Source organism: Allobosea sp. LC85 (assembly GCF_000735605.1).
GTDB lineage: Bacteria > Pseudomonadota > Alphaproteobacteria > Rhizobiales > Beijerinckiaceae > Allobosea.
In genome coordinates this window covers 92,483-118,278 of record NZ_JPKG01000058.1, presented here as the reverse complement: position 1 = coordinate 118,278, position 25,796 = coordinate 92,483, and the positions used below count along the sequence as shown (strand labels likewise).

The following is a 25,796-nucleotide window of genomic DNA, read 5'->3' as shown; positions in this document are numbered from 1 at the left end:
AATACCCGTGGGCCTTCTCCTCATTCTCGGCGGCGTCTTCTCGCTTCTGCCCGTGCTTGGACTCTGGATGCTGCCGCTCGGCCTGTTGCTGATCTCGGCAGACATTGCGCCATTGCGAAAGCCGATGGCCCGCTTCGTCCACGCCTCCATGAACCTCTGGGGCAGGCTGCAGAGGTGGTGGCACCGCCGCAACTGAGAAGCGGCGGACATTCGAACGCGGTTATGGCACGCTACCGGCAGCGAGAGGACTTCGCTTCACATCAGGGTGCGCTGATTATTGTCAGGCTTTGACGCGAACGCGTGCGCAAGATGTGGCCTGCCCCGATCTAGCGCGTTGCCAGTCCCGCGTTCTCCAGCGGCGCGGTAATCGCGTGGCTCGTCGCTTCCGTTGCATCGCCGATCGAGTGCCCGACCTGTTCGACCTTGTCGTTGAAGTTGCGCCGGGTGTTGGGATCGATCACCGCGATCGGCGCCGAGATCGCCAGCCCGGCTGCCGTGCCCACGGCAGCGGCCGTTCCGGCTGTAACCTGCATCAGGCGTTCGCCGAGGCCCACCCGGGAATCGGTGATCGGCTGCCCTGCGACCAGGCGCGTTCCGATCAGCTTCACCACCTCGGGGCTCTCGGCGAATTTGCCGTGGTTCAGGCTGTCGCCGGTGCGCAGCTTGGTTAGGTTGAGAACGGTGATGTCGGCCGCCGCGAGCTGGCTGCGATAGGGTTCCGCGTCGGGGTCGATGGCGCCCAGCCGCGCGGTGCTGCCCCAGACACGGCGCGACACCGCGAGCGCCTTGTCATCCTGCGACACGAACACCGTGAAGCGCGGCCGCTTGCCGTCCATCTCGGCGATCTGGTTGCGGAAGACGTCGATATCGACATCGGGCGCGGCCAGCATGACATTGGCGATCTTCGGCGCGATCCGGCCGTTGCGGATCGCCATCTGGCGCAATGCCTCGAGCGTCACCCAGTTGCCCATCGAGTGGGCCAGCACCGAGACCTCGCCGACCGCCGGGTCCTTGGCCAGCGCCTGGAACAGGTTTTCGAGCGCCTGCCGCGAATAGTTGCCGCTCTCGCGGTCATAGCCATAGGCGAAGAGCGAGCCGCGCGAGGGCCAGGTGAACAGGATCGGCACGACCTCGGCGTTGGAATCGTGGACGATCTGGGCGAAGCGGTAGACCGCATCCTCGAAGCGGTTGTTGAAGCCGTGGATGAAGACCATCACGCGCCGCTTGGGCACTTTCTGTACGGCCTTGTGGAAGCGTGCGATCGCCTCGGTGCGGTCGATCTTGTCGACCTTGAGCGTCACGAACTCGGTCGCGGGGTCGCCAGGCAGTTTGCTCGGCCACTGCACCTCGCCGATCTTGCGTCGCGCATCCGGCGGCAGCGAGACGGTGATCTCCGCGAAGCCGGGCTTGCCACGCTCTCCTGAAAACAGCACGCCCGCATCCTCATCGGGCGAACGCGTCGTCGCGACCAGCATCGTGACCTTGCTGGTCCCGGGCGCGGTCGAGGCCACCGGCGCAAGCACGCCGCGGACATCCCCTGCGCAACCGCCCAGAAGCGCGCCGAGAAGGACCGCAGTGGCGGGAATCGCTGCGCGTCTCAAACGCGACGGCGTATTGGAACGGTCGTTTGCGGCAAGCGTCGTGCAGATATTCGCGTGAGGATTGTGGTCGCCCCAACTCATCTCTCAACACCCGCAACCTGTCTGCACGATCGAGCAGCCACTTAGGTTTGCCTGCCCGTCTCGGTCAAGCACAGAGCCGGCGCTCACGGACGTGGCCGGAGTATTCCGCGTACGCGTGGCTTGTTTGCCTCACCACGCAGCGCCCTGTCCGATCCTATTCGGAAGATTCCGCCGGTGATGAAGCCCATGCCGTTCGTGGTCACAGAGGTTGGAGCATCAATCCAGCGCTTGACGGGAACTGGCAATTTTTCAGACAATTATCGTTCTCGACGGCAACTTCTCGGTTTTGCCCGGGTTTGGACTCTGGATGCTGCCGCTCGGCCTGTTGCTGGTCTCGGCAGACATTGCGCCATTGCGAAAGCCGATGGCCCGCTTCGTCATGAACCTCTGGGGCAGGCTGCAGAGGGTGGTCGCAAGATCGCAACTGAGAAGGGGCGGAATGCGCTCCGGCCCGCCGGGTAAACGGTTGAACGGCTCCGGGCGACCAAGAACGGGAGGCGACGGGTGAGCACGCTGGACCGAGCAATCGAGATCGCCGCGAAAGCCCATGAAGGCCAGAAGGACAAGGCCGGCGAACCGTACATCGCGCACCCGATGCGCCTGATGGCCCGGTTCCTCTCCGCCGGCCAGGAACAACACGCGATCATCGCCGCGCTCCATGATGTCGTCGAAGATTCCGACTGGACGTTGGATGACCTGCGTCGAGAAGGCTTTCCTGATCAGGTGGTGACGGCGATAGACGCGCTCACCCGACGAGAGGGCGAGGATTACATCGCCTTCGTGCGCCGTGCCGCCAGCCACCCGCAGGCCCGTTTCGTGAAATACGCCGACCTTCTCGACAATATGGCCGAAACGCGCCTGGCGCAGGTTCCGGACCGCAGCCGATTGAGCCGGAAGTATGCCGCGGGCCTTCGCACACTCAACGAGACTCCGCCTCCAGTCTGAAGGGTTCGCAATCTGAAGGGTTCGCCTGCGAAGCCAAGGCGTCAGTCGGCCCAAACGGGGAATGGCAATCGACCACAAGCTGCCGGGGTGACCGCGTTCGCCTTGCCCAGCGGCCATGCTCATGATCGGGAAGCAAACGAGGTCACGACCAGTCGCCCCGCCGTTCCCGGGGGAGGGTAGTGCGGCGGGGCTTCGTAGATCACGCTGCGTTTGGACGAAATCGTCCAAACGCAGAAAACGTGATCGACACTAATAGTTTAGAGCAAGCTCTATGCGAAAAACCGTTGCCACTTTTTCGCAGCTTGCTCTTAGCCGTGACGGCGCCGGATGTGGGACGACGCCAACACGCCAATAGCAAACCCGTGGCGAAACCCGCGGTTCCGCGGCGAGGCTCGTTTTTTCACTCGCTCAGGAGTCTTTTGGCGCTTTTTGAATAACTGGCGCTTTCGGCAGTTTCGCCGCGGTTTCATTGAACCGTCGGACCGCCGCTGCCGCCAGATCAAGGGGGTGGTCCGCCCACAATTCAGCGACGATTGCGGCAAGACGCTCGCGTTGGCCCGGGGCGCTCAATGGGTCGATTCTTGCCTCGATGTCATTCCACGCTTCCTCGAACGCCGCGGCAATCCGGGCGAGTTCCTCTGGCGTGGCAACGATCGATCGAAACGGCATCGCCTTCCTCCTGCGAGGCTCACAATTTTATAATGGATCAAAACAAGGCAAGGCTCAAAATGCCACCCGGTCCGGAGCCGCGCTGACTGTTGTCATAATGCAACTCATTGAAAGGCGCTGAGTCGGCCGGGAACCTGCCGACGTCGCGGCTGTTTAGACTGCATGGCCCAGTATTTTTTCGACATCGAGATCAACGCCGAACTGGTCGTGGACGACGAAGGCTTAGACCTTGAGGACCACGCCGCCGCGCGGCTTTCGGCGCTTTCGAGCCTCGGTGACATCATCGCAGAGCATATCCAGGCCAATGACAACCTCGGGGTCGATATACGAATCCGCTACGCGGACGGCACTCCCATTTTCGCAGCGAAACTGACACTGAAAAGCCAGTGGATCACGCCAGTTCCCCCGTCGCAGATCCGGAATGCCGCCACTCCACGAGAGGGGTCCGCCGTCTGACCGGCCGGCCGGGATTATGGCGAGATATCAGGCGGTCGGCTCAAAAGGGGAGGGACGCGCCACCGCGTTTCACCACCGAAGCACCACAGCCCCGGGGGCAAACCCGGCAAAGTCTCCACCGCAACGGTATGATCGACGCGTCGGCACGCCCGACAAAGAGAGGCCCGCACTCCGTTCGGAACGGGCCAGTTCAGTGAGGTACGAGCTAAACCGATCGGTCCCCCGGGGCGCAACCCCTGTTCGCCGAGAGTCATGGCTCGGTTGAATCCAGTGTGGAACAAGCACGAGGCCAGGGGGTTTTGAAAGCGGCCGGGGAGGACACTCACCGACGGAGGACGTCCATGACCTACCGAATCCTGACGAGCCTATTCGCTGCCGCCCTGATGAGCTCCGCGGCATTGGCGCAGACCACGACAACAACGACAATCACGACGGAGCAGTCCGGCAAGATCAAATCCTACTTCATGAAGGAGAAGCCGAAATCCGTGAAGATCCAGGAATCTGTCACGGTCGGCGCCACTCTTCCGGCCGCCGTCGAACTGCATGCATTCCCCGCGGATGTCGGCGTGACTCAGTATCGGTATACTATGATCAATGACCGCGCCGTCCTGGTCGAACCCAGCACGCGAAGGATCATTCAGATCATCGAGTAAGGTTCGCCCCGCCGCCCTGACGATGCGCATGTCAGGGCGGCTATCCACATTTTGGGCAGACCTATCGACGCGAGAACGCGGATTCCGGGGCGGGAAACTCGAACCCGTGCCGATCAATGACTTCGCGCGCCATCATCGCTGTCGATGAAGAATCTGGTCATCACGATCGCTCGTCATACAGTCCGGGCCCGGCTGGTGCGACCAGGCAGCCATGCCGGTCAGACAGAATCTCAGGCCATTCGGCTCGACACATTAACAATGGTAAATGTCTGCGTGGCCGGATAATCTTAGCTGAGCGACTGGCTTCGCCAATGACCTTCCGGCGAGCAGCGACGAATGTTGAGCTTAGGCCACGGGAGGGGCAATCCGATGACCACGGTTACCGAACTCAGACCGGAAACACCGACCGTCTGCATCACCTGCCATGAGGACTATCGCTATGCGCTCCAGCGCATCGGGCAGCTGGAAGATGCGAAGCCCAATGCGGTGGAGATGCTCGAACTGCAAGCGCTCAAGACCGCTATCGTTACCTACGAGGCACGCAGGGTCACCACGACAGGAATGACACCGCGGCAGGTGATCTAACGGCAGGAATGAGCTCGCGGCAGGCATGACCTGGGCAGGAATAGGCGTGTCACCAGCGCACGCCGAAAAAGGGCCCGCGGCGTCCTCCCGCGGCGGGCCAAGTCAGGGGTCATGAGTGGTACGGAGACGAAACGCGTGAGCTGGCCGAAGGTTCCAGATCGTGGCGAGGTTACGCGGTGACGAGCGTTCGAGCCGCGATCACGCTGCTCGTCCAGGACGGTTGCCGTCCCAGCGCCTTCCCAGCCGATGGAAACCGTGGATCGGCGACTGCGACCTGATCGCATACCGGGTCCTGATGCTGCGCAGAACCGGGGAACCTGTCGACGTTGCGGTCGTTGAGGCCCAGTATTTCTTCGACATCGAGATCAACACCCAGCTCGTCGTGGATGATCATGGAATTGATCTTGAGGACCACGCCGCTGCGCGCCTTTAGGCGCTTTCGAGCCTGGGCGACATCATCGCTGAGCATATCGAGACCAGTGATGATCTCAGCGTCGATCTAAGAATTCGCTACGCTGATGGAACCCCCATTCTCGCTGCGAAACTGACACTGAACAGCCGGTGGCTGACACCGGCTCCTCCATTGCTGCGCCAAAGCTAGATGCCACGCGCGTCCGAAGAGTGAGGTGGCGAACCTGCTGTCGGCCAGCTGTCTGGTACGGGGCGACGTCGGCAGGATCGGCGGGGCGCATCGGGCTCGCAAGTGACCATACCCGGGCAATCTTCGCTCCGTATGCGAACCAAGGGCAGGCATTGGCGTTGCTCCTCGCAAGGCGTGGAGGTTGTCCGATGAATGCGATGCAGGAACATAGCCGCTCCGTCTGGATGGACGTGAAGGTCGCGAGCCATGCCAGGCCGCTCGAGATCGACCTCACCATCGATGTCGCGGTGATCGGTGCGGGCATCGCCGGCTTGTCGATTGGCTATGAACTGCTCCGACGCGGGCTCTCCGTTGCCGTCCTGGACCGCGGCGAGATCGCGGGCGGCATGACGGCACGGACCACCGCGCATCTTGCGCCGATCTGCGATGATTCACTGGCCAAGCTGGTTTCGAAGCGCGGCCCCGAAATCGCCCGCGGGTTTCAGGAGAGTCACAGCGCTGCCGTCGATCGGATCGAGGCCATCCAGTCCAGGGAAGGCATCGATTGTGAATTTCGCTGGCTCGACGGCATCCTGTTCCTCGATCCGTCGAGCAAGGAGAGCGTCCTCCAGGACGAAATCGAAGCCGCTGCAAAACTGGCGGTCGAGGTCACCCCTGCCAAGGGGCTCGCTCTGCGGGGTCTCGAGGAAGCCCCTTATCTCCGGTACCCCAATCAGGCGGCGTTCCATCCCTTGAAATACTTGCAGGGCCTTTGTCGCGCATTTGAAGCGAAGGGCGGACGCCTTCACCCGAACACCGCGGTCGACAAGCTCGAGGAGCAGGGCGACATGGTTCGACTGACGCTGGCGAATGGCCATCGGGTCATGGCGTCTCATGCTGTGGTCGCGACCAATTCGCCGATCCATGCATCCGCCGGCTTTCACCGCAAACAGGTGCCGTACCGCAGCTATGCGATGGCCTTCGCCCTGAAACACGGGGAACTGGAGGACCGGCTGTATTGGGATACGTTCGATCCCTATCACTATGTTCGCCTCGCCGCTGCAGCCGACGGACAGGATTTGCTGATCGTCGGCGGCGAGGACCACAAGACGGGCGAAAAGGATCATGCGATCGCAGGGTTCGCCGCTCTCGAAGCCTGGATCCGGTTGCTGGTGCCCGGGCTCGGAGAGGAAACGCATCGCTGGTCCGGACAGGTGATGGAAACACGCGACTACTCTGCGTTCATCGGCCTGGGGCCTGACTGCAAGCGCATCTACGTCACGACCGGGGATTCCGGCCAGGGCATCACCCACGGCGTCATTGCCAGCGTGATGATCCCGGAGATGATCGCCGGCGATATCAGCCCCTATGCCGGCGTCTATGACCCGGCTCGCACCCCAGGCGATGCGTCAGGGCAGGAAGCGTCAGGGCAGGAAGCGTCAGGGCAGGAGGCTGGCGGGCAAGAAACCTCGGAGAATGACCCAGCCCCTTCCGGCGCCGCGTCATCGCCCGGCTCGGTCGAGGATCTGCTTCCCGGGCAAGGGGCGATCATTCCCCGCGGCACGGCCAGGATTGCCGCCTATCGCGACGAGAGCGGGGAGCTGTTTGAACGGTCGGCGGCCTGTACGCATCTTGGCTGTGATCTGAAGTGGAACTCGTTTGAACTGTGCTGGGATTGTCCCTGCCATGGCTCCCATTTTGCGCCGGATGGCAGCGTGCTGAACGCACCGGCGGTCGCGCCGCTGCCTGAGCCGGAGAACTGAACGAGCCCGGTTCGGGGCCCAAGGCATCGGCTCGAAAAGTGGAGTGCAGTTTTCGCGGCAGCCGATGCCGACACAAAAAGTTCAAGGCATCGGCCCGAAAAGTGGAGTGCGGTTTTCGGGGCGGTCGATGCCGACACAAAAAGTTCAAGGCATCGGCCCGAAAAGTGGAGTGCGGTTTTCGGGGCGGGCGATGCAAGCGCAATAAGATTAGAGCATCGGCCTGGAAAAAATATCCGGTCTGATGATCTCATGGGCGGCGCAGATGTCTCGTGCCAAGCCGTTGCGAGTGTCGCAGGGCAGGGCCGGGCCCTGCGAGCGCTGGCGCTGCGTCGGCGTCGATCCTTCGCAGCCAATGCTCGCGCTTGCGGCCCGGCGGATTGCGGCGCAAGGGCTTGGTGATACCGTGGAGCTCCGCCTGGGAACGGTCGAGAGCCTGCCGGAAGACGCGGGTTTCGATGCGGCGGTGCTGCTCGGTGTCCTGCATCAGGGGCCGGCTTCGCGGAGAGGCCCGAGGCGCGTCCGGCGATCGGCTCGCGATCGATCCCGGGCCTCATCGCCACATGGCCGTCAACGCTGCCGGACGATCCTGGCGAGGAAAGACCAGACAGCGGTTTGCGCATTCCGGATCGCCTCGGCCCGCAGATCATGGGCGTGGTTCCTGTAGAATGCCATGAGCTCCGGTGTGACCTGCAGCGGGGGCTGGGCAGGTTCCGCTTTCCCGGTATCCGCTGTCCTGGTGAGATCGCAGCGTTCCAGAAGCGATTGCGTGACAGCCTGTGGCCATAGCGGCTCACGGACGGGATCTCCGGCGAGGGGGAGCGCATCGGCACGAGCCAGCATGACAGCCTCCAGGAATGGCGATGCGCAATTCTAGCCAATCGACCGCAGCCGCCACATCATCGGAAGCGATGAGCCTGCTGCTGTACCGCCTGCCGGTGGCCGGGCTCGGGCGCGTCGACGTCCTCGCGCCGTGACATCGCATCCCATTCCAGCTGCGCACCTGGACGCTACGCGCTGGGGCCGAGCTCCGGGGAAACCGCGACCTCCCATCCCTGCACGATCGATCTCTGCACGATCGGGCGGCGGCGCCGTGCGCCGGAATTGGTAATTGACCATACGTCATATTGCTTTGGGGAGAGCCCGGAGTTCCAGTATTTCCCGGCCAAAGATGTTGTGTCATTCTTTGTCGTCGTGCAGCATTCTTCATCTGGTCAAACTAACAGCAGGTATTAGCGGCATCCAACGGGCTGGGGACTGCACATGGCTAATCTCGACGGAGCCTCAGCCCAGGCCTTATCCGACACGATCGGCATAATCTATGATTGCGCGCTCGACCCACACCAGTGGCCGGACGCTTGCCGAAGTATTGCTGCCCTCTGCGAAAGCACGGCAGGCGGGATCTGCGTTCACGATCTCAGGCATATGCTGAACGACCAGCTTTTCGTCTTCGGGTACCGGCAGGAATTCCTGGAGCAGCTGGGAGCGCATTATGCGAAGAGCCCGATGGCCGCTGCCGATTTCGTCTCGAATCTCGGCGATGTCAGCGCGCTCTCGATGAACCACTCCGAACTGGTCGAGAGCAGGTTTTTCAGCGATGTGCGGAAGCCCTTTGGCGTGCAGGACATCATCTGGTTTCCCGCATTGCGGACCGGTGGCCGCATGGCCTCGCTGCATGCCTCCCGCAGCGAAAAGATCGCGCATTATCAGAAGCGTGAGATCGACCTCTTCAAGCTTCTCGCCCCGCATGTCTGCCGCGCGCTCGCCATCTCCGATGCGCTCGATATCAGGACGCTGAAATCGGAGATGCTGGAACGGACGCTCGATGCCCTGGTCGCGGGTGTTTACCTCACCGCACGCGATGGCCGCGTCGTCTACATGAATGCCGCCGCCGAGCGCCAGGTCAGGACCGGCGGTTCGATCCGGCTCGTGAACAACCGGCTTTCCCCCACGGATCCGGCGGCGCGTGCGGTTCTGTCCAGGGCGATCGACCAGGCCGGGCGCGACGACACCGAAATCGACACGAGCGCGCATTCGCTGGCGATCCCGGATGCCGGGGGCGCCGGCTATGTCGCAACCTTCCTTCCGGTCGCGTCCGGTCAGCGCCGCAGCACCGTTGCCCCCTTTTCTGCGTCCTGCGCCGTGTTCATGCAGGACCCCGTCCAGGCGCCGCTGATGCCGGGGGAGGCCTTTGCCCGGCTGCATGGGCTGACCGGTGGCGAACTGCGCGTGCTGCTGGCGCTGGCCGAGGGGCTGGGCGGCAAGGAGGCGGCCGACATGCTCGGCATCAGCGAGCCGACCCTTCGGACCCATCTGCAGCACATGTTCTCCAAGACCGGCACGTCGCGGCAGAGCAAGCTCCTGCAATTGCTGCACAACTCGACGCCGCCGATCCGGGCCTCGCAGCTGCCTGCCCCACGCGCTTAGATCATCGGACCGGATATCGTATCCCGTTCGATGATCTAAGCTTTTTGTGTTTGCATCGGCTTTCCCCCAAAAACCGCAATCCACGTTTCGGGCCGATGCTTTAAACTCGCCTGAACCCGCCCGAGCCTGCCTGAATGCGCGCGCCCGGCGCCGGGGCATCCGCTCTCAGACGCGATTCGGTCGGCGGCCTCATCGGTTCCGATGATGCGGATGCGAGCCGGCTGCCTAGCATGGCCCATCTGTCCGATCCTGGATCAGAGCCGGGGCCGCGTCCTGCCAAAGCTGGGCGTGGTCGCGAGCACTCGCGCGAGGAGAGAAGCGATGGCTGTTTCGAGCTTTTCCGGCCCGATCATCGGAGTTCGCCGTGCCCGTCTCGGGTTTATCCTCGGCGCCTCCCTGGGGATGGCGACGGCCGCAATGGCGCAGGACCAGTCAGGATTTTCCCGCGAATGCGCCGCGAAGGAGATCACGACCATCACCCTGATCGAGGATCATGGCGAGGCCGCGATCCTGCCTCCGGAGCGGCTGCTTGGCGCGGTTGAGACGCAGCGCAGCGCGCGCTCGGTCTGCTATGCCGGCCGCGTCGACGAGGCGCTGGCGCTCTATGACAGCATTCTTGCGCTCGGGCCGGTCACGACGGCCAAGCGCTAGACCCCCGTCCCAGCAGCGCCCCCGGGCGCAGGGGGGCGGACCCGCTGTGAGCCGAGTTGGGAATTCACGCTCGCTCCGCGCGAGCGGGGAGGCCGCCATGCTCTTCGTGATCCGGGAGCGCGTGATTGGCAGGCCGCTCGCTGGCCGGCGGAGCCAAGCCATGGTCGGAACCGTCCGTAGCTCGGTCGCGGGGTTGCCTTCGCCTTATTGTGGTTGATGAGTCATCGCGCGCAAGATCCTCAGTCGACTCGGATTTTGGCCTGACCGTCGAACACGCGAACAGGGTCTGCGGGCAAGGCGCTTGCCCTTGCGGAGGTTCTCTCGGGCCGACGGGCCTGGTGTGGGGGGCCAGACGAGGGCCAGGCGCGGATCGCCTGCCGGGAAGCGCCGTTTCGCCTGTGCCGCGATCCTCTCTGTTCCCCGGACGCCCGCCCCGGGGCTGCCTCTCAGGCCGCTGTCGTCAATGGAGCCAGCCGCCTGATGAAACCGGCCTGCGAGCGGCACCCGGTTTTCGCCAGCACCGCCTTGACCTGACCGCGAACCGTCTCCCGGCCGACCCCGCGGGACTGCGCGAGTTCCTCGACCGCGCGGTCTTCCAGGAGCCCGCTGGCAGCGCGGATCATTCCTCAATCGTCATGCCGAGATCTGTTGCGACGGCAGATGGTTGCCGGACAGATCGCTGGCCGACGGAGCGAAGCCGAGAGCATCGGACCGAGAAGTGGAATCCGCTTTTCGGAAAAATCCGATGCAATGCAAAGAGATAGATCGCCACATTGCGTCCGGTGGGGCGAGCGGCGATCTAGGCCGGGAATGCCGGCAGCGCGGTCCAGGGCGGCCTTCACCTTATTGTGGACGTTGAGTCATTGCGCCTAAGGCCTTTGGCCGACTCATGTTTTAGCCTGACCATCGGACATCCCGGCAGGATGTGCGTGCGGGGCGCTTCCGCCTCTCCCTGCGGTGGTGCTTCGCAGCTGAGCTGCGATGCAGGCCTCGCACGAGCTGTAATGAGGGACGCCAACGGAGTGCGCCTGGAAGACCTCAGCGCGCCCTCCGGAGCGATCAGGCGCTCCCGGCACCTGGCTGGAAATAGCAACTCATTGGCGTCAAGGCGCAAGTTGCCGCGCGAGGCGCCGTGTTAGCGCAGCTTCGAAAATGGGGCCTTGCGCCGCGGTCTGTCCGATTTCGCTTATCGCGGATGATCGCGTCCGCACCCGAAACGATGGACGTGACGATGTTCGATGAGTTTTCCCATCGGTCGAAGGCGGCCACGATCGCTGCCCGGCTGGACGACTTCATCGGCATGCTCAACACCGCTGCTGAAATCAGCGCCGTGTCTGGCGACAGCGATGCCGGCCGCATGTTCGACAACAGACTGGCGTTCTACGCTGCTGTCTGGGCCGCGGCGGATGCGTATGGGCAATTGCTTCGCGCATCGCCCAAGGAAACAGCGGAGGCCGTGCGGCTGCATATTGGGCAAGCCGCCGATGCCGGCGAGACATTCGAGCTGATGGAGACGGCCTTCTCGATGCCCGAGCTCGCCCCGGTGGTTCAGGCCACCGGCTTTGTCATCTTCACGAGCCCCTCCGCCAGGGTTGGCGGCCTGGTGTCGCGCCGACTGATCCCGCTCGCCGAGTTGATCGCCGATTTCAAGGGGCGCCCTCGTCTTTCCAGCTGATAGGGCGGTCGCGTGACGGCGATCACCAGAACCAACGCCAGGGCCTTGATGCAGGTGATGAGGACAATATCGCGTTAGGACGCGGTGCGTGGCTGGGGCAAGTCCTGGGCCGGGCCGAACAAAACTTTGGCTGAAAATAACATGCGCCGGGCCACGCCGCCCCCCATTTTGGTGAGGTCCGATCCGAGATTGCGCCGGTTTCGCCGCAGGGGCGACGACGCGACCTCCGCAGCGTCGATGAGCTGATCGGAAGCATCCCCGACGGCGATTGGCTCACTGTCCCGGACCGCCGCTCTTGAGCCAAATCTTCAGACGGGGTGTGAATGACATGGATTGCACTGCATCGAACTTTCAGGACGAGACTGTCGAGACTGAGCCGGACTCGGACACGGTATCGGGCTGGACCGGTGGCGTCGGCAGCGGCGACCGGCGGCAGGCCGGGCGCGAAGCCCGTGCCGAGACGGCCGCTGACCGCCTCCGCGAAGCCAGGGGGGCGATGCGGACGATGTTCCCCATCGACGCAAGGCAAGGCTCAGGCCTCCGCCCGATGCTCTGCCAGACGTCCGAAGGCTGGACGGTGTTCTGCTTGTAACAGTCCAAGGCCGCACAGATGCGGGCGGCGACCGGTTGTTGTGATCGATCAGCGACGAGGAGGCAGGATCGTCATTGCTCGGATTGCTGTCCTGGCGCTCGATCACCCTTGGCACACGATCAGCGCATCGCATAACGCGGAGCCGCGTGAGCTATTCGGTTGTCTATCGTAGCCAACTCCCCAGTTCGCCGCCGGCTCGCGTTCCTAGTTGAGCAGCATCGGGATGATGACGAGTGCGGCCAGAGCCAGCACGACCCCGATGCGCAGCCAGACAGCCCTGAGGTTATTCCTCGCAAGCATGCGACGCTCCCCACGCAACCCCGGAACTCACACGCCGAACCCGTCGCTGACCTCTCATCCCAGTGACGGAGCCAGCCAAGTCTTGCTGTCATCATGAACCTGCCTTTGCAAGGTGCAAGCGGCATCGGGCTGCCCGGCTCGCGCCCGCTGTCACGACTTCGTCAGCGAGCGACAGGGCCCTGAGGGCCGCCGCCGGGGCGGCCAGGTCTCCCGTCAGGAAACCGCCATCATCCACGAGCAAAACCTCTCGCTCCACCCGGATGCGGCTCAGCCTCATCCAAGGCAGCCTCATCCAAGACTGCAGCCGGCTGCGGTTGGGTCGTTTGCGTCGATCGGCTGCGCTGTCGTCATGGCGTCGCTTGCCGGGGTCCAGACTGGCGAGCTGGCGGGCATTCCTTCAGGGCTGCCCGTCATGAGCGCTCACAATCACAAGCCAACGGGAGACACGACCATGCATGACCTGTCGAACAGCCTGATGGAACCGTGGAAGAATTCAATGACCGTTGCCGTCGAGACGAACAGGCTCGCGCTCGACAATTTTCAGAAGCTCAGCACGCTGCAGATGAAGATGCTGCGGAGTTGCATGGACCTGGGAATCGAGCGCCTGAAGGCGGCCTCCGAGATCAAGGACGCCGAGGGGCTGCTGGCGTTCCAGGCCGGCCAGATCGAGGCCACGATGAGCCTGTCCGAAAAGCTGATCGACGAAGGCAAGGCCTTGGCCGATCTCAGCGAGGGGATCATGGCGGAATGCAGCAAGCTGACCGGGGAGGTCATCGGCCAATCATCGCAGCCGCTGCGGTCGCAGGTTCCGCGCAAGGCCGCTTGAGCAACGTTGCGTCGTCGCCCGGGGTACTGACACGCTCTCGGGCAGGGCTGTGGAGGAGCCGTAGTACGGCGCTATCATTCGCGTTTAAAAAGGCACTGACGCAGGGAATGTGCCAGTGCCGGGTGGTTGCGCGACGGCGGCGAGCCGTCGCGCAATCGGTTAGCCCTTGGTGACGATTGGCGTGGCGACCGGCGGGGGCGCCTTGCCCTTGCCCTTGCCAACACCAACGCAGCCGCCGGCGGCAAGCAAAGCGATCGACACAATAACAATAGCTGATCTGGTCATCCGAGCCCCTCGAGTATCGGCGCTGCTTTTGCAATACGCCATGGTTGCGTAGCAGTCGATTCGTTAAGAAGACGCGAATCGATCCAAGTCTTTTAGAGCATCGTAGCGCCCAGCTCTATCGATGGACAAGCACGAGCCGTTCAACCCTGGGTCATGCCGGCTTTTGGGCGGGGGGCCGGCTAACCGGGCCCATAACCGGCCTGCCATGAATGACGCGGACGGTTGTCTCACCTCGGCGCGCGTCATGGGCCTGCTTCGTCCCGGAACCAAATCGTGGGGCGGGCGTTCATCGCGTGACCCCGCAGAGCGAGCGTCGATGGCAGGCTCATTCGAATCAGGTTTCCCCCATCGGATTGGATGTGAAGTGCCCGCAACAGGCGTCGCGCTCTTTCGCGAGCTGGAAGCGCGTTGCGGCAGGCTCGATTGTGTCAGTGAACTTGCAATGCTGGAACTTGCAATGCTGTCGGGTCGCACGCGTGGCCCGGTGGAGTGGCTCCTACAACAAAGGGTTGTCGGGCCCGCCGGCCTCTTCTGCGCCGCGTCGGTCCTGAAGGCTTCGCTTGCGACGAGATTGGGCTGAGTCCGCGTGAATGCGGCGGGAACGGGTTGGCCTGGAATGCCCCGGAGCGAGCGATCGTCGCGAAGGCTTCCGTGGTTGCGGAGGTGAACAAGGAGAAGCGCCGTGCGCCGACCGTCCTCACGCGGTAATTTCCACTCTTTCAACCCACCCGGCCTGCCCGCCCAACGGGAGCAACTGGGGGCCTATCCGGACGCTCGACAGCGATACGAGCGCGCCCTGACGCTTGGTGACGCGGAGGCCCGAGCCGGCAATCACATCGAGGCTGAGCGGCACTATCAGCAGGCCGAGCATTACCTGCGTTCGATCCACAGCCGCGCGGCCTGAGACAACCTGCTCACGCGCCCGACAGGCGGGCAATGGCACCGGCACGCCCCGGGCAACCAATCCCGTCATCTCGTGGAGTGTGATCCCTCCTTTAGTGTTGGAAGATGGGTTCGGGCGCATCGTTGCGATGGGGGCGGTTTTCCAAGCGCCTCACTGCTCGCGCCTCACTCCGCGAGCATGAGTTCGGCGGCACGTTCGCCGACCATCATCGCTGGGGCGTTGGTGTTGCCCGAGGGGATCGTCGGAAAGATCGACGCATCGGCGATGCGCAGGCCGCCGAGGCCATGCACCCTGAGGCTCGCATCGACCACTGAATCCGCAGGGTCGGGCCCCATCCGGCAGGTGCCGCAGGGGTGGAAGACCGAATAGGCCTGCTGCCGGATGGCATCGAGCTGCGCCTCGTCATCGGCGCAATCCCGCCCCGGGCGGATCTCGCTCTCGATCAGGGCGGCAAAGCTCGGGGCCGATGCCAGGCGGCGCAGGAACCGTGCCCCGGCGAGGATGTCGCGGATATCCTCTGGATCGGAGAGGTAGTTCGGTTCGATCACCGGGGCGACTTGGGGATCGGGCGAGCGGATCGCGACATGCCCGCGGCTGCGCGGCCGGCAGGGCGAGACACTGGTGCTGAAGCCGGAGAACGGATCGGGCTTCATCAGCGCGCGCACGCCGGGCAGGGCGCGCTCATAGCTCAGCGGCGAGAAATAGAGCTGCATGTCCGGGCGCTCGAGCCCCGGCCGCGTCTTGAAGAAGCCGCCGCCCTGGTTGACGCTGAGCGCGAGCGGGCCGCTGCGGTGAAGCGCGTATTGCAGCGCCATGCCGATGCGGCCGGGCCAGGAGAGCAGCGCCTCGTTCAGGCTGGGCTGCCTGGACCGGTAGACATGGTCGTAGCAGAGATGGTCCTGGAGATGGGCGCCGACCGCCGGCAAGGCGTGCAAGGCGGTGATGCCGTGCTGCGCGAGAAGCGCGGGCGCGCCGATGCCGGAGAGCTGCAGCAGCTGGGGGGAATTGATCGCGCCCGCCGCGACGACGATCTCACCCGCCGTGCGGAAGCCGACCGGCTGGCCGTCGCGCCGGCCTTCGACGCAGACGGCGCGGCGTCCCTCGAACAGGATGCGCGAGGCCAGCACGCCGGTCTCGACCTTGACGCGCCCGCTCTTGCGGGCGGGATGCAGATAGGCGCGCGCTGCCGATTCACGCAGGCCGCCGCGCGTCGTGATCTGGTAGAAGCCGGAGCCCTCGCAGCTTTCGCCGTTGAGATCGGGGTTGAAGGGCAGGCCGGCTTCCCCTGCCGCCTTGACGAAGATCGGGGTGAGGGGATGGACGACCGAGGCGATGTCCTCGACATGCACGGGGCCGCCCGCGCCATGCCAGACTGACGCGCCGAGCGCATGATCCTCCATGCGGCGATAGGCGGCGAGCACTTCGCGCCAGCCCCAGCCGGGATTGCCCATCGCCTCCCAGCCGTCGAAATCCTCACGCTGGCCGCGCATATAGACCATCGCGTTGATCGCGCTCGACCCGCCCACGACCTTGCCGCGCGGCTGGTAGATCTGGCGGCCGGCGAGGCCCGGCTGGCTTTCCGTCCGGTACATCCAGTTCAGGCGCGGGTGGTAGAAGGTTTTGCCGTAGCCGATCGGCAGATGCAGCCAGGGGCTCAGGTCGCGCGGCCCGGCTTCGAGCACGAGGATGCGGCCGCGCCCGGCCAGTGCGAGCCGCCCGGCCAGCGCGCAGCCGGCCGAGCCCGCGCCGATGACGATGACATCCCATTCCTCCAAGACGGACTCCCTGCCGCTTCCGGCGTTGGCTGAGCAGGCTCTCGATGTGTTTGCATCGGTTTTCTCCGAAAACCGCCATCCACTTTTCCGGCCGATGCTTTAGGGTGAATTGGGCTTGTCGCTAAGGACCATTCTGTTCGAAGCGCCAGTCCAATCCGCAAGAAGGGATCAAGTTGGGATCAGGCCGGGGCGAGATCGTCGATCGCCTGGCGCAAGCCAAGCACGCCTGCCTGGATCTGCGCCGGGGTGAAGCCGCTGAAGCCGAGCACGAGCCCGTCGCGCTCGACCGGCTCCAGGCTGAAGCGGCTGATCGGCGCCACCGTGATGCCGCGCCGGGCGGCGGCCTGCGTCACCGCGACGGCGTCCAACCCCTCGCGCAGGAAGCCGATCGTATGCATGCCGGTATGGGTCGAGATCACGGTGAGGTCGCCCGCCAGATGCGCGTCCGCCGCCGCGATCAGCGCCTGATGACGCTCCTGGTAGAGCTTGCGCATGCGCCGGACATGGGTGGCGAAATGCCCCTCGACGATGAAATCGGCGACGATGCCCTGCAGCGCCGTCGGTACGCCCGGCGAAAAGGCGTCGAGGCAGATTCCGATCTGCTCGGCGAGCTGGGGCGGGGCGACGAGGAAGCCGAGCCGCAGCGAGGGAAACAGCGTCTTCGAGAAGGTGCCAACATAGATCACGCGGCCGGTCAGGTCGATGCTGGTCAGCGTCGCCATCGGCGCGCCCTGGAAGCAGAATTCGCCGTCCCAGTCATCCTCGATGATCCAGGCGGAACTCGCCTGCGCCGCCTCCAGCAGGGCCAGGCGCCGTTCCAGGCTCATCTTGGCGCCGAGCGGCTGCTGGTGCGAGGGCGTGACGAAGGCGAGCTTGAAATCCGGCGCACGGCGCAGGCCCGCCTCGACGATCAGGCCGGCCTCGTCGACCGGAACCGGCACGATATCGGCGCCCGACAGGATCAGGCTGTTGCGGGCCCCGATCGCGCCCGGGTTCTCGAACCAGACCTTGTCGCCCGGATTGATCAGCGTCGCCGCGAGGAGCTGGAAGGCCTGCTGGGCGCCCGCGACGATGAAGATCTGCTGCCATTCGCAGGCGATGCCGCGGTTGAGCCGCAGATGGGCCGCGATCGCCTGGCGTAGCACGGCCTCGCCATGGGGATCGGGATAGCCGAGGACCTGTTGGCGCGCCTTGCGCCAGTGCCGGCCGGAGAGTTTGGCCCATTGCGCCATCGGGAAGGCGTCAAAAGCGGGCATCGCCGTGGTGAAGGCGCGCGGCTGGTGCGGCAGGCGTGTGCCGAACAGCTTCGAGGCGGAGTCCATCGCCTGCGCCAGCCGGAGTTTTGCGGTCGGCACGGCCACAGCCGCAGTCACGGGCGCCGGCCGCTCGCTCGCCAGCGCCTGACTGACATAGGTGCCGGCGCCGACGCGGGTCTCGACCAGCCCCTCGGCGGCGAGCCGCTCGAAGCTCTCGACGATGGTGGTGCGGGCCACGCCGAACTCCTGCGCCAGCGTCCGTGTCGCCGGCAGGCGCTCGCCGACCTTGAGCGCGCCGCTCAGGATGAGTTCGCGCAAGCCCACGCAGACCTGGACGCTGAGCCCATGCGGCCCCTCTCGATCCAGCACGATCGATTGCAGCAGGACGCCTTCCTCGCGTTTGACCATGTCGCTCCCAGTGCTCTTGCCCAAGCCAGCGCTGGTCCCGATCTCTGCGATTGGACTGCTGCTTTCGCCAGAATGGACCTTGGGTTCAGACCAATTCAAGTCCCTTTCTGGGCCCACGCCGCCTCGCAATCGCGCTGGGCCACGGCGATGGATTGGCGGCGGCAGCAATGAAGATCACCCGTCTCGAAAGCTTCACGACCCCGGATGTCGGCTTCGTGCGTGCCACCTGCGAGGATGGCAGCCAGGGCTGGGGCCAGTTCTCGCCCTATAATGCCGACATCACCGCGACCGTCTTCCACCGCCAGGTCGCCCGTTGGGCGATCGGTTGGGACGCCTTCGCGGTCGACGACCTCGTCGCGACGATCGGCGAGCGCGAGCACAAGTTCCCGGGCTCCTATCTTTGCCGGGCCCTGACCGGGCTCGACACGGCGCTCTGGGACCTGCGCGGCCGGAAGGAGCGGAAAAGCGTCTGCGAATTGCTCGGCGGCACGCCGCGGCCGTTCCCGGTCTACGCCTCCAGCATGAAACGCGGCGAGATCACGCCCGAGGCCGAGGCCGAGCGGCTCGCCCGGCTGCGCGATGCCCATGGCTACCGCGCCTTCAAGTTCCGGGTCGGGCGCGAATGCGGCCGCGACCGCGATGAATGGCCCGGCCGCACCGAGGCGATCGTGCCGCAGGTCCGCGCCGCGCTCGGCGATGAGGCGACGCTGCTGGTCGATGCCAATAGCGGCTACTCGCCGGCGAGCGCCATCGCGGTCGGCCGCATGCTGCAGGACCATGGCATCGTCCATTTCGAGGAGCCCTGTCCCTATTGGGAACATGCCTGGACCCGCGAGGTCCGCGAGGCGCTCGACCTCGACGTCACCGGTGGCGAGCAGGATTGCGACCTCGCGATCTGGCGGGCGATGATCGACGGGCGCGTCGTCGACGTGGTGCAGCCGGATATCTGCTATATCGGCGGCGTCGGGCGCATGCTGACGGTGGCGCGCTGGGCGGCCGAGGCCGGCCTGCCGGTGACGCCCCATTCCGCCAACCAGTCGCTGGTGACGGTGTTCACCCTGCATGTCATGGGCGCGCTCGCCAATGCCGGCCCCTATGTCGAGTTCTCGATCGAGGGGCCTGACTATTATCCATGGGAGCAGGGGCTGCTGCGCAACCCACCAAAAGCCCGCGACGGCATGGTCGCGATCCCTTGCGAGCCCGGCTGGGGCGTCGAGATCGAGCCCGACTGGCTGGACCGGGCCGAGTATTGCGTCAGCGAGGTGTCGGCGTGACCCTCGACCAGGCGGGGCTGGTCGCGGAAGCGCAACGCACCGGCACCCTGGCTGGCCTGCCGCGCGGGCATTTCATCGGCGGCCGGCTCATTGCCTCCGTCTCCGGGCGGGAGATGGAGAGTTTCGACCCCGGCCGCGGCGTTCCTTTCGCCAGCGTCGCGGCGGGGACTGCCGAGGATGTGGCGGCGGCGGTGGCCGCAGCGCGCGCGGCGCTCACCGGCCCCTGGTCGCAGATGACGCCGGCGGCCCGCGGCGAAATTCTGATGCGCGCGAGCCATCTGCTGCGCGAGCGGGCGGCGCGGTTCGCTGTCGTCGAGACGCTCGATTCCGGCAAGCTGCTCGCCGAATCCGAGGGCGATGTCGGCGGCGTCATCCGCGCCTTCGCCTATTATGCCGGGGCCGCCGACAAGCTCCATGGCGACAGCGTGCCGCTCGGCCCGGATTATCTCGGGGTGACGATCGAGGAACCGATCGGCGTCGTCGCGCAGATCGTGCCATGGAACTATCCGCTCTCGACGGCCGCGCGCGGCATTGCGCCGGCGCTTGCCGCCGGTTGCACGCTCGTCGTCAAGCCGGCCGAGCAGACGCCCTTCACCACGCTGATGCTGGCGGAATTGCTGCATGAGGCCGGCCTGCCGGACGGCGTGCTCAATGTCGTCGCCGGCACGGGCGCGGAGGCGGGGGCAGCGCTCGTCTCCCATCCCGGCATCGACCACATCACTTTCACCGGCTCGGTCGCGACGGGCCAACGCGTGATGCGGGCGGCGGCCGAGCATGTCACGCGGCTGGCGTTCGAACTCGGCGGCAAATCCCCCGTCGCGCTCATGGCCGATTGCGAGATCGGGCCGGCGGTCGAGGGCGTGCTCGGAGCGATCTACGAGAATGCCGGCCAGATCTGCTCGGCCGGCTCGCGGCTGATCCTGGAGGAGCCGATCGCGGGCGAAGTTCTCGATTGGCTCGTCGCCCGCGTTTCAGCGATGCAACTCGGCCACGGCCTCAGCGAGGCCGGCATCGGGCCGATCAATTCGCTGCAGCAGCTCGCGCGCATCGAGGCCCATGTCGAGCGGGCGCGTGCGGCCGGAAACCGCATCCTGATCGGTGGCGGCATCGTCCCGGCAAGCGAGTGCGGCGGCGGCTGGTTCTATCGTCCGACCATCATTCTTGCCCGCGGCCCGGACGACCCACTGGTGCAGGAGGAGATTTTTGGCCCGGTCCTGACGGTGCAGATCGCCGCCGATCTGGACGAGGTCATCGCGGCCGCCAACGCGACCTCCTATGCGCTGGTCGCCGGCATCTACACCCGTGACCATGCCAAGGCCTGGCGCTTCGCGCGCGCGGTCGATGCCGGCCAGGTCTACATCAACGAGTTCTTCGCCGGCGGCATCGCCATGCCCTTCGGCGGTAACCGTAAATCCGGCTTTGGCCGGGCCAAGGGCATGGCGGGCTTGCGCAGCTACTGCAAGCTCAAGAGTGTTGTGGCGCGGCTCTGAACGGGCCCGGGGGGAAACGACGGAATGTCGAGTGAGCTGTTTACCGCCGATTTCAAGGCGGCACCCTATTGGTGGGACGGGGTCCCGCGGCCGGAACTGCCCCGCGCGGAGCCGCCGAAACAGGCCGATGTCGTGGTCGTCGGCTCCGGCTATACCGGCCTGCATGCCGCTCTGCAGACCGCCAGGGGCGGGCGCAGCACGGTGGTGCTCGATGCGGAGGCGGCCGGCTTCGGCTGCAGCACCCGCAATGGCGGCCAGATCTCGACCAGCATCAAGCCCGGCCTCGAGGCCCTGGCGCGCCGTCACGGCGAGAAACGGGCCTTCGCGATCCTGCAGGAGGGCCATCGCTCGCTGCGCTGGATCGGCGAGTTCGTGCGCGACGAGGCGATCGACTGCGATTTCGACGTGGTCGGGCGCTTTCACGCCGCGCATTCACCGGGCCAGTACGAGATGCTCGCACGCCGCGTCGACACCCAGCCCAAGGGCCTCGAAGTGCCCTGCCATGTCGTGCCACGGGCCGAGCAGCGCGACGAGATCGGCTCGGACCTCTATCATGGCGGCGTGGTCTATGCCGGCCATGCCTCGGTCAACCCGGCGCGCTATCATCAGGGTCTGCTGGAGCGCGTCATCGCGGCGGGCGCCGCGCTCGTGCCGTTCTGCCCGGCGACCGCGATCACAAGGCAGGGCAAGGACTTCCTGGTCGAGACGCCGCGCGGCACGATCCGCGCGCGCGACGTCGTTGTCGCCACAAACGGCTATACCGGGCCGGCGACCGGCTGGTTGCGCCGCCGCGTCATCCCGATCGGCAGCTACATCATCGCGACCGAGCCGCTGGAGCCGGCGCTGATGGACAAACTGATCCCGCGCAACCGCATCGTCAGCGATACCCGCAAGGTCGTCTATTACTACCGCGCCTCGCCCGACCGGCGCCGCATCCTGTTCGGCGGCCGCGTCTCGCTGAGCGAGACCGATCCGCGGCGCAGCGGGCCGAAGCTCCATGCCGACATGAGCGCGATCTTCGCCGAACTGGCGAAGACGCGGATCAGCCATTCCTGGTGCGGCTTCGTCGCCTACACCTTCGACGAGCTGATGCATGTCGGCCGCCATGACGGGCTCTACTACGCCATGGGCTATTGCGGGGCGGGCGTCGGCACGGCGAGCTATTTCGGCATGCGGCTCGGCCAGCAGGTGCTCGGCTTGGCCGTGGGCAAGACCGCGCTCGACGACCTGCCATTCCCGACGCGGCCCTTCTACAGCGGCAATCCCTGGTTCCTCGCGCCGTCGGTCTTCTATTACCGCTGGCGCGATCGCCTCGCCCGATGAGCCAGCGGGATCGATCCTGCGGATTGGCCTTCCCCAATTCTCAGAATGGACCTTCTGGCCAGACCAATTTCAACAAATTCTGCAGGCTCACAGAGGCGGGAAGCTGGGTCGCCGCGGCGACTGCGCGACTGCCGCTGGACATGCGCCCTTCAGCCCAGGAGATATGACATGCAGTGCCCGCCGATCCTGCCGTCGCGATCGACCCTCGTCCTTCTCCTGAGCCTGGCCGGCGCGCTGCCCGCCTTGGCGCAGGAGCTCACTGTCGTGTCCTTCGGCGGCTCCTATCAGGAGGCGCAGAGCAAGGCGCTGTTCGTGCCCGCCGCCAAGGCGCTGGGCATCAAGCTCAGGGAAGAGACCTATAGCAGCATCGCCGACCTGCGCCTCAAGGTGAAGGCCGGCGCCGTGACCTGGGATGTCGTCGCCAGCGGCTCCGGCAGCGCGGCGCGGGCAGGCTCCGAGGGCATCCTCGAAAAGCTCGACTACAAGGTCATCGACACCTCGAGCTTCGTGCCCGGCACGGCGCAGGATTACTGCGTCGGCGGCGATGTCTTCTCCACGGTGCTGGCCTGGAACACCAAGACCTATGGCCAGAGCGGCCCGCAGAGCTGGGCCGATTTCTGGGACGTCAAGACATTCCCGGGCAAGCGCTCCTATCGCAAGGGCGTGGCCGGCGCGCTCGAGCCCGCGCTGATGGCCGACGGCGTGCCGCCGGAGAAGGTCTACGAGGTGCTGTCGCAGCCCGGCGGCATCGAGCGCGCGATCAAGAAGATCCGCGAGCTGAAGCCGCATGTCGCGGTCTGGTGGAGCTCCGGCGCCCAGCACGCCCAGCTGATGAAGGATGGCGAGGTCGACATGATCACCGGCTGGAACGGCCGCTTCGACGTCGCCGCCAAGGACGGTGCGAAGGTCGCCTACACCTTCAACCAGGCGCTGCTCGACTATGACTGCTTCGCCATCGCCAAGGGGGCCCCTAACAAGGACCTGGCGATGAAGTTCCTGGCCGAGATCAGCAAGCCGCAATACCAGGCGGAATTCACCAAATACATCACCTACGGGCCGACCAACAAGAAAGCCTATGACCTCGGCACGATCGAGGCGGCCTATGCCAGGACGCTGCCCTCCCATCCCGACAATGCCGCGAAGCAAGTGGCGATCGACCTCGACTGGTACACCAAGTTCGAGGCCCAGGCCTCGGCAGCCTATCAGAATATGCTGACCGAATGAGGCGGGTGGCTGATTCCGGCGAGCGGGAGGCTGCCACAGCGGCAGCCCCGCTCGTCTCACCCGTAGGTAAGGCGCTGCCGATCGCGGTGCGGCGACTGAGCAAGGCCTATGGCGCCGTCTCCGTGCTCGACGCTGTCGATCTCGATGTCAGGCCGGGCGAGTTCCTGACCCTGCTCGGCCCGTCGGGTTCGGGCAAGACGACCCTGCTGATGGCGATTGCCGGCTTCCTGCGGCCCGACCAGGGCAGCATCCGCTTCGGCGAGCGCGAGGTCGTCCGGCTTGCGCCGCACAAGCGCGAGATCGGCATGGTCTTCCAGAACTATGCCTTGTTTCCGCATATGGATGTCGCCCGCAATGTCGGGTTCCCGCTTAGGCTCAGGCGCGTGCCGGCGAACGAGATCGCCCGCCGCGTCGAGGCTGCGCTCGAGATGTTCCAGCTCGGCGGCTATGGCGGGCGCAGCATCAACCAGCTCTCCGGCGGCCAGCGCCAGCGCGTCGCGCTCGCCCGCGCCATCGTCTTCGAGCCGCGCATCATCCTGATGGACGAGCCGCTCTCGGCACTCGACAAGCAGCTGCGCGAGCGCATGCAGATCGAGCTGCGCCAGCTCCATGACCGCCTCGGTACCACCACCGTCTATGTCACGCATGACCAGCGCGAGGCCCTGACCATGTCGGACCGCATCGCCGTGCTCGATCGCGGCCGGATCGCGAGGATCGACACCCCGCGCGCGATATACGACCAGCCCGGCAGCCGCTTCGTCGCCGAGTTCATCGGCGAATCCTCGTTCCTCGCAGTCGAGGTCGCCGATGGCATCTGCCGGGCGGCCGGCTCCGTCATCCGGGCGCCAAAGATCCCGGCCGGGCAGCGGCATTGCGTGATGATGCTGCGCCCGGAACGGCTGCGCATCCTCGACGGCGGCGAAGCCGAGGCGATGAACCGCTTCGAGGGCACGGTCCAGAGCGCGATCTACCAGGGCGACACGCTGCTGCTGCAGCTCGTGCTGGGCGATGGCAGCCTGGTCAGCCTGCGCATGGCGACGCGGGGCGACGATTCCGCGCCGCCGGCACGCGGCACGCCGATCGCGGTCGGCATCGCCGTCAGCGACACCGTGCTGCTGGCCGACGAGGGGAGGGAGCGCACATGAGCGCGCCCGGGCTCAGCATCGCCGGCGCCCCCGGCGACGATTTCCATGCCGCGGCGCTGCGCCGCGACCATTGGCGCGAGCGACTCGGGCTGGCGGCGCTGGCAGCGCCTGCGCTCCTGCTCGTCACCGTCACGGTGCTGCTGCCGGTCGGCTGGCTGTTCGGCCTGTCCTTCTTCGACGATGCCGGTGCACCGAGCCTGGAGCATTACCGGCGCATGCTGGCCGAGCCCTCCTATGGCCGCACCTTCCGCACCACCTTCGAGATCAGCCTGCTGACCACGGCGATCTGCATCCTGCTCGGCTATCCGCTCGCCTATTTCCTGTCGCAGCTGCCGCGGCGCGCCGCCAATCTCTGCATGATCGCGGTGCTGCTGCCGTTCTGGACCTCGCTGCTGGTGCGGACCTATGCCTGGCTGGTGCTGCTGCAGCGTCGCGGGCTGATCAACACCTGGGGCATCGAGCTCGGCCTCTGGAGCGAGCCGCTGCAGCTCGTCCATAATGTCGCGGGAACGCTGATCGGCATGGTCCATATCATGCTTCCCTTCCTCGTCCTGCCGCTCTACGGCACGATGCGGGCGATCGACCGCGACCTGCTGCGGGCGGCCTCCAGTCTCGGCTCGACCCCGGCCCATGGCTTCTGGACCGTGTTCTTTCCGCTGTCGCTGCCCGGCCTCGCCGCCGGCTCCGCGCTCGTCTTCGTGCTCTGCCTCGGCTTCTACGTGACGCCGGCCATGCTCGGCGGCGGCAAGGTGACGATGGTCTCGAACCGCATCGCCAACGATATCGAGCTGTTCTTCAACTGGGGGGCGGCGAGCGCGCTCGGTGTCGTGCTGCTGGTGATCACGCTCGTCGTGCTCGTCCTGGCGGCCCGGCTCTCGCGCGGCGCCGGCCTCTTCGGCGCGGGGCATTGA

The 25,796-nt window shown here is 65.6% G+C and carries 26 protein-coding genes; 18 read left to right on the top strand and 8 right to left on the bottom strand.

The genetic code is table 11. The annotated features are described in order from the left end of the window. Positions 1-7 precede the first annotated feature (7 nt). Positions 8-196, top strand: a complete 189-nt coding sequence (locus tag FG93_RS33730; protein WP_244448742.1) for a hypothetical protein — start codon at positions 8-10, stop codon at positions 194-196. Between the two features lie 130 nt (positions 197-326). On the opposite strand, the gene FG93_RS26165 is transcribed toward FG93_RS33730, so the two are convergent. Next, positions 327-1,682, bottom strand: coding sequence for an alpha/beta hydrolase (locus FG93_RS26165; RefSeq protein ID WP_081881894.1), 1,356 nt, complete (start codon positions 1,680-1,682; stop codon positions 327-329). Positions 1,683-2,186: 504 nt separating this feature from the next. On the opposite strand from FG93_RS26165, the gene FG93_RS26160 reads away from it, so the two are divergent. Further along, on the top strand, positions 2,187-2,627 hold the full coding sequence (locus FG93_RS26160; RefSeq protein WP_043240496.1) for an HD domain-containing protein: 441 nt from the start codon (positions 2,187-2,189) through the stop codon (positions 2,625-2,627). 408 nt (positions 2,628-3,035) lie between these two features. On the opposite strand, the gene FG93_RS26155 is transcribed toward FG93_RS26160, so the two are convergent. Beyond that, on the bottom strand, positions 3,036-3,296 hold the full coding sequence (locus FG93_RS26155; RefSeq protein ID WP_043240494.1) for a hypothetical protein: 261 nt from the start codon (positions 3,294-3,296) through the stop codon (positions 3,036-3,038). 162 nt (positions 3,297-3,458) lie between these two features. On the opposite strand from FG93_RS26155, the gene FG93_RS26150 reads away from it, so the two are divergent. The 3 genes from FG93_RS26150 to FG93_RS26140 all read left to right on the top strand — a co-directional run bounded on the left by FG93_RS26150 (position 3,459) and on the right by FG93_RS26140 (position 4,990). Next, on the top strand, positions 3,459-3,752 hold the full coding sequence (locus FG93_RS26150; RefSeq protein ID WP_043240491.1) for a hypothetical protein: 294 nt from the start codon (positions 3,459-3,461) through the stop codon (positions 3,750-3,752). Between the two features lie 341 nt (positions 3,753-4,093). Then, a complete protein-coding gene (locus FG93_RS26145; RefSeq protein ID WP_043240489.1) occupies positions 4,094-4,405 on the top strand; it encodes a DUF1236 domain-containing protein in 312 nt (103 codons plus the stop codon). 369 nt (positions 4,406-4,774) lie between these two features. Next, positions 4,775-4,990: a hypothetical protein gene (locus tag FG93_RS26140; protein ID WP_043240487.1), complete on the top strand. Its 216-nt coding sequence runs from the start codon at positions 4,775-4,777 to the stop codon at positions 4,988-4,990. Between the two features lie 169 nt (positions 4,991-5,159). On the opposite strand, the gene FG93_RS26135 is transcribed toward FG93_RS26140, so the two are convergent. Beyond that, positions 5,160-5,459, bottom strand: coding sequence for a hypothetical protein (locus FG93_RS26135; RefSeq protein ID WP_043240485.1), 300 nt, complete (start codon positions 5,457-5,459; stop codon positions 5,160-5,162). Between the two features lie 320 nt (positions 5,460-5,779). Here FG93_RS26135 and FG93_RS26130 point away from each other — a divergent pair, with 320 nt between their 5' ends. Beyond that, a complete protein-coding gene (locus FG93_RS26130; protein WP_043240482.1) occupies positions 5,780-7,333 on the top strand; it encodes an FAD-dependent oxidoreductase in 1,554 nt (517 codons plus the stop codon). Between the two features lie 241 nt (positions 7,334-7,574). Next, entirely contained in the window at positions 7,575-7,997 is a 423-nt protein-coding gene (locus FG93_RS34085; protein WP_081881892.1) for a class I SAM-dependent methyltransferase, read from the top strand. On the opposite strand, the gene FG93_RS33185 is transcribed toward FG93_RS34085, so the two are convergent. Then, the gene (locus FG93_RS33185) at positions 7,901-8,173 is read right to left on the bottom strand and encodes a hypothetical protein (RefSeq protein ID WP_043240478.1); all 273 of its coding nucleotides are present in this window, start codon (positions 8,171-8,173) and stop codon (positions 7,901-7,903) included. The genes FG93_RS34085 and FG93_RS33185 overlap by 97 nt on opposite strands. A 582-nt stretch (positions 8,174-8,755) precedes the next feature. On the opposite strand from FG93_RS33185, the gene FG93_RS26115 reads away from it, so the two are divergent. Then, positions 8,756-9,757 carry a helix-turn-helix transcriptional regulator gene (locus FG93_RS26115; RefSeq protein ID WP_200878165.1) on the top strand — a complete coding sequence of 334 codons (1,002 nt, stop codon included), beginning with the start codon at positions 8,756-8,758 and terminating at the stop codon, positions 9,755-9,757. A gap of 321 nt (positions 9,758-10,078) precedes the next feature. Next, positions 10,079-10,408: a hypothetical protein gene (locus FG93_RS26110; RefSeq protein ID WP_152579639.1), complete on the top strand. Its 330-nt coding sequence runs from the start codon at positions 10,079-10,081 to the stop codon at positions 10,406-10,408. 446 nt (positions 10,409-10,854) lie between these two features. Here FG93_RS26110 and FG93_RS33040 read toward each other — a convergent pair whose 3' ends face one another. After that, positions 10,855-11,031, bottom strand: coding sequence for a hypothetical protein (locus tag FG93_RS33040; protein WP_161783889.1), 177 nt, complete (start codon positions 11,029-11,031; stop codon positions 10,855-10,857). Positions 11,032-11,603: 572 nt separating this feature from the next. On the opposite strand from FG93_RS33040, the gene FG93_RS26105 reads away from it, so the two are divergent. Beyond that, on the top strand, positions 11,604-12,083 hold the full coding sequence (locus FG93_RS26105) for a hypothetical protein (protein ID WP_043240469.1): 480 nt from the start codon (positions 11,604-11,606) through the stop codon (positions 12,081-12,083). A gap of 1,304 nt (positions 12,084-13,387) precedes the next feature. After that, positions 13,388-13,801 carry a phasin family protein gene (locus FG93_RS26090; RefSeq protein ID WP_161783888.1) on the top strand — a complete coding sequence of 138 codons (414 nt, stop codon included), beginning with the start codon at positions 13,388-13,390 and terminating at the stop codon, positions 13,799-13,801. Between the two features lie 159 nt (positions 13,802-13,960). Here the strand turns inward: FG93_RS26090 and FG93_RS33720 are convergent, their stop codons facing one another. Beyond that, positions 13,961-14,086 carry an ABC transporter gene (locus tag FG93_RS33720; protein WP_152579638.1) on the bottom strand — a complete coding sequence of 42 codons (126 nt, stop codon included), beginning with the start codon at positions 14,084-14,086 and terminating at the stop codon, positions 13,961-13,963. Positions 14,087-14,768: 682 nt separating this feature from the next. Here FG93_RS33720 and FG93_RS32650 point away from each other — a divergent pair. Next, positions 14,769-14,990, top strand: coding sequence for a hypothetical protein (locus tag FG93_RS32650; RefSeq protein ID WP_152579637.1), 222 nt, complete (start codon positions 14,769-14,771; stop codon positions 14,988-14,990). A 164-nt stretch (positions 14,991-15,154) separates the two neighbouring features. Here FG93_RS32650 and FG93_RS26080 read toward each other — a convergent pair whose 3' ends face one another. Together FG93_RS26080 and FG93_RS26075 are read right to left on the bottom strand one after the other, a co-directional pair. After that, positions 15,155-16,765: a GMC family oxidoreductase gene (locus tag FG93_RS26080; RefSeq protein ID WP_043240456.1), complete on the bottom strand. Its 1,611-nt coding sequence runs from the start codon at positions 16,763-16,765 to the stop codon at positions 15,155-15,157. Positions 16,766-16,944: 179 nt separating this feature from the next. Next, positions 16,945-18,429, bottom strand: a complete 1,485-nt coding sequence (locus FG93_RS26075) for a PLP-dependent aminotransferase family protein (RefSeq protein ID WP_043240645.1) — start codon at positions 18,427-18,429, stop codon at positions 16,945-16,947. Between the two features lie 167 nt (positions 18,430-18,596). Between FG93_RS26075 and FG93_RS26070 the strand changes: the two genes are divergently transcribed. The 6 genes from FG93_RS26070 (at position 18,597) to FG93_RS26045 (ending at position 25,796) form a co-directional block, all read left to right on the top strand. Then, on the top strand, positions 18,597-19,703 hold the full coding sequence (locus FG93_RS26070; RefSeq protein ID WP_043240453.1) for a mandelate racemase/muconate lactonizing enzyme family protein: 1,107 nt from the start codon (positions 18,597-18,599) through the stop codon (positions 19,701-19,703). Then, entirely contained in the window at positions 19,700-21,193 is a 1,494-nt protein-coding gene (locus FG93_RS26065; protein WP_052514229.1) for an aldehyde dehydrogenase family protein, read from the top strand. The genes FG93_RS26070 and FG93_RS26065 overlap by 4 nt, the downstream gene beginning before the upstream one ends. Before the next feature lie 24 nt (positions 21,194-21,217). After that, positions 21,218-22,516 (top strand): FAD-binding oxidoreductase, encoded by a 1,299-nt coding sequence (locus FG93_RS26060; RefSeq protein ID WP_043240450.1) that lies wholly within the window; start codon positions 21,218-21,220, stop codon positions 22,514-22,516. Between the two features lie 168 nt (positions 22,517-22,684). Continuing rightward, entirely contained in the window at positions 22,685-23,740 is a 1,056-nt protein-coding gene (locus FG93_RS26055; RefSeq protein WP_043240446.1) for an ABC transporter substrate-binding protein, read from the top strand. 5 nt (positions 23,741-23,745) lie between these two features. Continuing rightward, positions 23,746-24,885, top strand: coding sequence for an ABC transporter ATP-binding protein (locus FG93_RS26050; protein WP_244448741.1), 1,140 nt, complete (start codon positions 23,746-23,748; stop codon positions 24,883-24,885). Next, on the top strand, positions 24,882-25,796 hold the full coding sequence (locus FG93_RS26045; protein WP_052514218.1) for an ABC transporter permease: 915 nt from the start codon (positions 24,882-24,884) through the stop codon (positions 25,794-25,796). The genes FG93_RS26050 and FG93_RS26045 overlap by 4 nt, the downstream gene beginning before the upstream one ends.